Consider the following 6,533-nt stretch of genomic DNA (forward strand, 5'->3'; position numbering starts at 1 on the left):
GGCTGCGCACCACCAACGCCGCCCGGCGGCTCAATGAGGAGATTCGGCGCCGCGAACGAGTAATTCGGATTTTCCCAAACCGTGATTCCGCCTTACGGCTTTTGGGTGCTTTGCTGATGGAAATTGACGAGAAGTGGGCGAGCGGCAAAAAGTATTTGGACATGACCGAGTACTTGGAGTGGCGTGCTGCTCAGGAGGCCGAATCGTCTGCGAAGGTGGTGCGGGTTAGCTAGGGTCCATTCCCTTACTACCGTATGGAATTTTTGGGATAAGCCCGTTCGAGCCGAGGGGCAATTTTACACAGAGATTTGGACTTGATCGTTTCGCGAATCAATTTCATGAGACCTCACCGCCTCCTCGACTTCGTGTCGGGGCAAGTTGCCTGGCCAAACAACTTGCGGTGAGGTCTCTTTTCGTTTTTTCCTCACCGTGTTCCTACTGAAACTTTACACGCTCTTTTAAACAAACCATCCCTTTAGCAAGACCAACGCGACAAGACCCGGGACCCCGCCAAACCCCACGACCAGTGCGGTCAGCGGATTGATCGGCAGGCGAAAATCGGCCATCTCGGCAAACAGGTTAAAGAAATAAATCACCAACGCACCGACAACAACGTGAACAACGGCATACCCGATCCAACGCAGCGGCGTGAAAAACGATCGGGCTTGAACCAAGAGCACGGCCACCAATCCGGCCAACAACGCCCATCCCCATTCCTTCATGGGCAACGCCTCTCTTCCTCGCATCCGCTTTCCTCTTCCAGGGTATGTCCCGATTGTCCCGCTTAGAACCGAGTGGAACGCAAAGAAAAAAGCGGGGAACAATCGCGCCCCGCTACAATTCCCGTCGTCCTTCGAGCGCCTTGGTCAGCGTCACCTCGTCGGCGTACTCCAGGTCACCGCCGACCGGCAGGCCGTGAGCGATCCGCGTCACGCGGATTCCTGCCGGCTTGATGAGCCGTGCAAGGTACATCGCCGTCGCCTCGCCTTCGATGGTGGGATTGGTGGCCAAGATGACTTCCTGCACCGGTTCCGTCTTCAGCCGCTCCAAGAGCTCGGCAATGCGAAGATCATCCGGGCCCACGCCGTCCATCGGCGAAAGCGCCCCATGCAACACGTGGTACAGCCCATGAAACTCATGGGTTTTCTCCATCGCCACCACGTCTTTCGGATCCTGCACAACGCAGATGACCGACCGATCCCGTTTAGGGTCCCGGCAGATGCGACACGGGTCGACATCCGTGATGTTCTGGCAGACGGAACAGTGGCGCAACTGGCGCTTCGCGTTGACCAGCGCCTTGGCCAGGTCCAGCACATCTTCTTCATCCATGCTCAGCACATAAAACGCCAACCGCCCGGCGGTTTTTGGACCGATGCCGGGCAGCTTCATCAATCCCTCGATCAGCTTGGCGATGGGTTCCGGGTAAACCATGCCATCCCCTCAGAACAGTCCAGGAAGGTTGATCCCGCCCGCCAGCTTGCCCATGTCGCGCTCGATCAGCTCGTCAACCGCCTTCAACGCGTTGTTCACCGCTGCGCGCACCAAGTCTTCGAGCATTTCCACGTCATCCGGATCCACCGCCTCCGGCCGAATGCGCACCGCGAGCACCTCTTTATGTCCGTTCATCGTGACGGTCACCATGCCCCCTCCGGCCGTTCCTTCCACCGTCTTGTTTTTGAGCTCGGCCTGCATCTGCTGCATCTGTTCCTGCAGTTTCTTTACCTGCTTCATCATTTGGTTCATGTTGCCGCCAAACCGCATGCCGGTTCCCTCCTAGTCGCGAATCTCCACAAGGGCATCGCCCACCAGCCGCCGCGCTTCCTCGACGATCGGGTCCCGTTCCGGCTCGCGTTCCGCCGTCACCGCCTGCTGCCGCTCGCCGCTTGCAGCCTCGCGCATCGCCCACTGCTCCTCAAGCAGTGTGACGACCCGGCACGCGCGCCCCAGCACGTCACGCAACACCTCTTCGATCAACTGCTTGCGCGGCGGTTTCTCCGTCGCTTCCCGGTGAAACTGGTTTTTGAAGGCCAACACCACACCGTCGGCCGACGCAGCCACCGGACGGCCATCGACCAACAGGGCGTGCACCTGCAGGCTGCGCGCCTTGACCGCCGCCAACACCTTCGGCCACAGCTTGACCACCTCGGCCAACTGATCCGGCGTTCCTGCGCGCGCCACCGCCTCCACCTGCGCCCACGGCACCCGCGGTTCGTCCCCCGAGCGACGGGAAGTGGAAGCCGCCGGCAGCTCCGTCGTCGTTGGCGCCGCAACAGCCGCGCCGCTCGCCTGGCTCCCATTTGCACCGCTTCGGCCGCTGCGCACGCGCTTGAGCTCCTCTTCCACCTGCCGCAACCGGGCCTCCAGGGCCGCGATCCGCTGCATCAGCGCCGGTTCCACGCTGCCGGCAGGCGATGCCGCCGGCGAGGGCTTGCCGGAGGAGAGGGCCAACTTCACCAGCACCGTCTCCAACAGAATCCGCCCGTACGGCGTCCAGCGCATCTCCGCCTGGGTGCGCGTCAACTCTTCGATGACGGCAAACAGCCGATCCACGGCAACCCCTTCGGCCAGGGCAGCGAGGGCCTCGTCACCCTGCACCCGCTCGCGCGCTTCCGGCATGTCAGGCGCGATACGGATGAGAAGGAGCTCGCGACACAATTCGAGCAGCTCCTTCGTGACGCGTTCGGGATCTTTCCCCTGGGCAATGAGGTCGTTCAGCCCTTCCACCACGCCGGCGGCATCCCCGTGGATGAGGCGCGAGAGCAGCCGAATGGCGGCCTCTTCCTCAACGCCCCCTGTCACCGCCATGACGTCCTCAACGGTGATGCGCGACGGGCAAAAAGAAAAAACCTGGTCCAACAGGCTGAGGGCGTCCCGCATGCCGCCGTCTGCCGCGCGTGCCAGACGCACGAGGGCACGTTCCTCGGCCTCCACGCCGCTTTCGGCGCAGATCGCCCGCAGCTGCTTCACCAAGTCGGCCAGACCAATGCGCCGAAACGCAAAGCGTTGGCAACGGGACACCACGGTGGCCGGCAATTTGTGCGGCTCGGTGGTGGCCAGGATGAACAGCACGTGAGCGGGAGGCTCCTCCAACGTCTTCAGCAGGGCGTTGAAGGCCTCCGTGGTCAACATGTGCACCTCGTCGATGATGTACACCTTGTAGCGGACCTGCGTGGGGGCAAACTTAACGTGTTCGCGGATGTCGCGAATCTCGTCCACGCCGCGGTTGGACGCCGCGTCAATTTCCACGACATCCACCACCGCCCCGGCGGTGATGCCTTCACATGCCGCACAGCGGTTGCACGGCTCCGGCGCCGGCCCCTGTTCGCAATTGACCGCTTTGGCCAAAATTTTGGCCGTGCTGGTTTTGCCCGTTCCCCGCGGGCCCGCGAAAAGATACGCATGCGCAATGCGGCCTTCGCGCAATGCATTCTGGAGGGTTCGCGTCACGTGCTCCTGCCCCACGACATCGGCAAAGCGCTGAGGACGCCACACCCGATACAACGCGCGGTAGGTCATGGCCGACCACTCCGGTTCGTTCCGACATCGTTCACTTTATTATACCGCGGGGCCGCGGTGGACGCCAAATGGCGGGACGGTCACCTCCCGGCTGTACGCGCCTTACGATGAGGATATCGAGATGATGATATGGAACGTCGTGCCATACCCCTTTGTCGACACGCGAATGGCCCCGCCGATATCGTGGATGATGCGCTGGCAGACGGGCAACCCTAAGCCGGTCCCGTTCTCTTTCGTCGTGAAGAACGGATCAAAAATTTTGTCCAAAACGTAAGGCGGAATGCCCGGGCCGGTGTCGTGGATGTCGATGCTGACCGTCTTTTCCTTTTCGTCAATGCGGTAGGAAATGGTCAAGGTGCCCTCGTTGCCCATCGCTTCAATCCCATTTTTGCAAATGTTGAGAAACACTTGTTTTAAGAGCTCGCTGTCCCCGATCACCATGGGCAAGTTGCCGTCCAGGTGTTCCACCACCTCGATGCCGTGCAACAGCGCCTCGCTGCGCACGATGGGCATAATCTCGGCCAACACGTGGTTCAAGTCGACCAACTGGTATTGCACGTCACGGGGTTTGCTGAGCAGGAGCAGCTCGCTCACCAAGGCGTTGATCCGGTTCAATTCGTTCAGCATGATCTCGGTGAACTGCTTTTCCTTCTGCAACCCCTTTTCCTCGAGCGAATGGCGCAGCATCTGCACAAACCCTTTTATGGACGTGAGGGGGTTGCGAATCTCGTGGGCCGTACCCGCGGCAATCTGGCCGATCATCGCCAAACGGTCGTGGCGCTGAATCTGCTCTTCCAACGAACGAAGATTCGTCACGTCTTTGAACACGAGATACGCCCCAATCGCGTTTCCTTGCTCGTCGCGAACGGTATCCGAATCGATGAGGAGCTCATAGCGTTGGATTCCGTTGTTCCAGGTGATGGCGTAATTTCTCACCTTTACCCCTTCGAGCAGCGTTCTTCGCAAAATTCGGTGTTCTTCCGGCAAATCAGCCAACACGTCGTCCACCTTGGCGTTGATCAGCTGGTGCTTCGCCAAACCGAAAATCTCACAGGCCATCTGGCTGACTTCAACGATGCGGCCGTCGCGATTGATGAGCACAATGCCGAGGTTGATGTCAAAAACCAGGCGACGAAAAAACGTCTCGGGCAAGGAAATTTGGGTGGGACTCGCATCAGGGAACGCAAAGAGATACCCGTCGGCGAACAAATCGGAAAGCACTTCCGACACGTACACGCGCGTTCGTTTGGTGGTTCCATCGGCGCAGCGAAGATCCACCACCGGAACAGGGTGAACGAAGGTAGCCGCCGCGCGCTCGGCCAACGCGCGAAACACCGGCTGCTCCACATCGCCGTGGACAAACGCGTCGAGCAGACGCCCTCGCACCTCAGGATCCTGGTAACCCGTCACGCGCAAAAAAAGTTCGCTTACCCCGCGGACCATCCCATGTCGATCGGTGAGGATCAGGGCGTTATCGGAACGATAAAGCCAATCTTGAAATGCGGATTCGGGAATCCTGGTCCGAACCTGAACGTGTCCCACCCCGTCACCCCCAGAATCAGAAACCGACCCTTCCTTGTATAAAGTTTCGCTGGATAAAGTTTCGCTCCCCCATTTTCTATTCTCTTCTTTTGATGAAGCTTTGGCAAGGTATTCTAGTAAGGAAACAAAAAACGCCACCTGGCTCCCTTGCCAAGTGGCGTGTGCCGGCAACGCTGTGCCGTGCACCTGTCTTCGATACCGCGTCACCCGAGCGTTACCCAAGCGCGAGGCTCGAACCAGGCGCCCCTGCGGCACACGGGGTGGCCCGCTTACGGCTGCTTCCTTCCGGACCTGACCGGGTTCACGGGCTCCCGTTGCGCAGGACCCGATTGTCAACGCCTCCCGACTTGGGCCAGCCTCGACAAACGGGTACCTCGGACAGGCTTCGACCCCGCTATAGCGGATTGCGGGTTACAGGGCACCGCTACCTCCCCGTCTAGCACGGCACAGTACAGTATACCATCGGTTTTGGGACGATTCAATAGCAAATCCCGTAAAGCTGTCCGCGTTGCGGGACGCCAAACAAAAATGCGTGCGCAAGCTTACCCTTTTACCGTGGGAGTGGAAGACGAATGGCGAACAAGAGCGTGGCCAAAGGACGCGAACGGGAAGTGGCGCGGCCGCGCGGTAAGGGGTATCGACGGTGGCAAGCCCCTGCCTAGCCCAAAACCTTGCGTTTCAGTATCCCGACATCTTCTTTGACTTTCATGAGCTCGATTCTCCACGTGTCCAATGCATGTTCGATGTAAGCCTTGACCTCCTTGTTTTCCAGCTTCATTTCCGCAATTTCCATCCGAAGTTCCGCCAACTCTTTCCTGATGGGTCTCAACTCGTCCTCAATCATGGCTTTGTTGAGCTTCATCATGGCATTGATGACTTCGCTGAAACGCTGATTGATTGCCTCAGTAATCTCCTGCACAATCTCGGTTTTGAGTTCCTGCTTAAACTCCCTCAAGCGCGCGTCCAAATAGTCTTTGGTCACGAGATTGTCGGCCATGTCGCTCCTCCTCTTTCCCTGTGCTCCTCCTTCCCTTGTCCCCATTTTACCCTGTGAAACCCCCATAGGCGATGAAAACCGTCGACAGAAACAACCCTCATGTGGCGTCCTGCCACAAGACAACGCCAGACATAAGAAAACAGCGACCCCCTTTTCGATGAAACACGGGTGCCGCTGCGGTTGAACAAACCGAAACGGTTTTGCGGGTCGTCCTCTATGAAAAGCGCTGGGAAACCGCGCAAATTGCCGCTATGTATGGCGGAGAGGGTGGGATTCGAACCCACGAGGCCGGATTGACCGGCCTAACGGTTTTCGAGACCGCCTCCTTCAGCCACTCGGACACCTCTCCGCGTCACAAGGACTTTCCGCAGAACGCACCAATAATAATAGCAAAGTGTCCGGTGAAAATCAAGACCCCGCAATCACGAGCTTTTTTCGCTGTGCCTGTATCTCGGCCTGATCTGCATCAGGCCATCTT

7 protein-coding genes, 1 tRNA gene and 1 other RNA gene are annotated in these 6,533 nt (G+C 59.0%); 1 reads left to right on the plus strand and 8 read right to left on the minus strand.

Going from position 1 to position 6,533, the window contains the following annotated elements; translation table 11 throughout:
* On the plus strand, positions 1 to 233 hold a 233-nt coding region (locus IEX61_RS11630), incomplete at its 5' end, for a transposase (protein WP_188818174.1).
* 225 nt (positions 234 to 458) lie between these two features.
* Here IEX61_RS11630 and IEX61_RS11635 read toward each other — a convergent pair.
* The 8 genes from IEX61_RS11635 to IEX61_RS11670 all read right to left on the minus strand — a co-directional run bounded on the left by IEX61_RS11635 (position 459) and on the right by IEX61_RS11670 (position 6,404).
* Positions 459 to 722 carry a pro-sigmaK processing inhibitor BofA family protein gene (locus tag IEX61_RS11635; RefSeq protein ID WP_054672965.1) on the minus strand — a complete coding sequence of 88 codons (264 nt, stop codon included), beginning with the start codon at positions 720 to 722 and terminating at the stop codon, positions 459 to 461.
* Positions 723 to 834: 112 nt separating this feature from the next.
* The gene (recR, locus tag IEX61_RS11640) at positions 835 to 1,431 is read right to left on the minus strand and encodes a recombination mediator RecR (protein ID WP_054672961.1); all 597 of its coding nucleotides are present in this window, start codon (positions 1,429 to 1,431) and stop codon (positions 835 to 837) included.
* A gap of 9 nt (positions 1,432 to 1,440) precedes the next feature.
* Entirely contained in the window at positions 1,441 to 1,761 is a 321-nt protein-coding gene (locus tag IEX61_RS11645) for a YbaB/EbfC family nucleoid-associated protein (protein ID WP_054672958.1), read from the minus strand.
* 12 nt (positions 1,762 to 1,773) lie between these two features.
* Entirely contained in the window at positions 1,774 to 3,516 is a 1,743-nt protein-coding gene (gene dnaX, locus IEX61_RS11650) for a DNA polymerase III subunit gamma/tau (protein ID WP_188818176.1), read from the minus strand.
* A 102-nt stretch (positions 3,517 to 3,618) separates the two neighbouring features.
* Complete coding sequence (locus IEX61_RS11655) at positions 3,619 to 4,926, minus strand: ATP-binding protein (protein WP_229725865.1); 1,308 nt, start codon at positions 4,924 to 4,926, stop codon at positions 3,619 to 3,621.
* 310 nt (positions 4,927 to 5,236) lie between these two features.
* Positions 5,237 to 5,503: signal recognition particle sRNA large type (gene ffs, locus IEX61_RS11660), an RNA gene on the minus strand.
* A gap of 213 nt (positions 5,504 to 5,716) precedes the next feature.
* Positions 5,717 to 6,055, minus strand: a complete 339-nt coding sequence (locus IEX61_RS11665) for a hypothetical protein (RefSeq protein WP_054672253.1) — start codon at positions 6,053 to 6,055, stop codon at positions 5,717 to 5,719.
* A 256-nt stretch (positions 6,056 to 6,311) separates the two neighbouring features.
* Positions 6,312 to 6,404 (minus strand) — tRNA-Ser (locus tag IEX61_RS11670).
* Positions 6,405 to 6,533: the final 129 nt, after the last annotated feature.

The sequence above is a fragment of the Calditerricola satsumensis genome, from assembly GCF_014646935.1.
Lineage (GTDB): Bacteria > Bacillota > Bacilli > Calditerricolales > Calditerricolaceae > Calditerricola > Calditerricola satsumensis.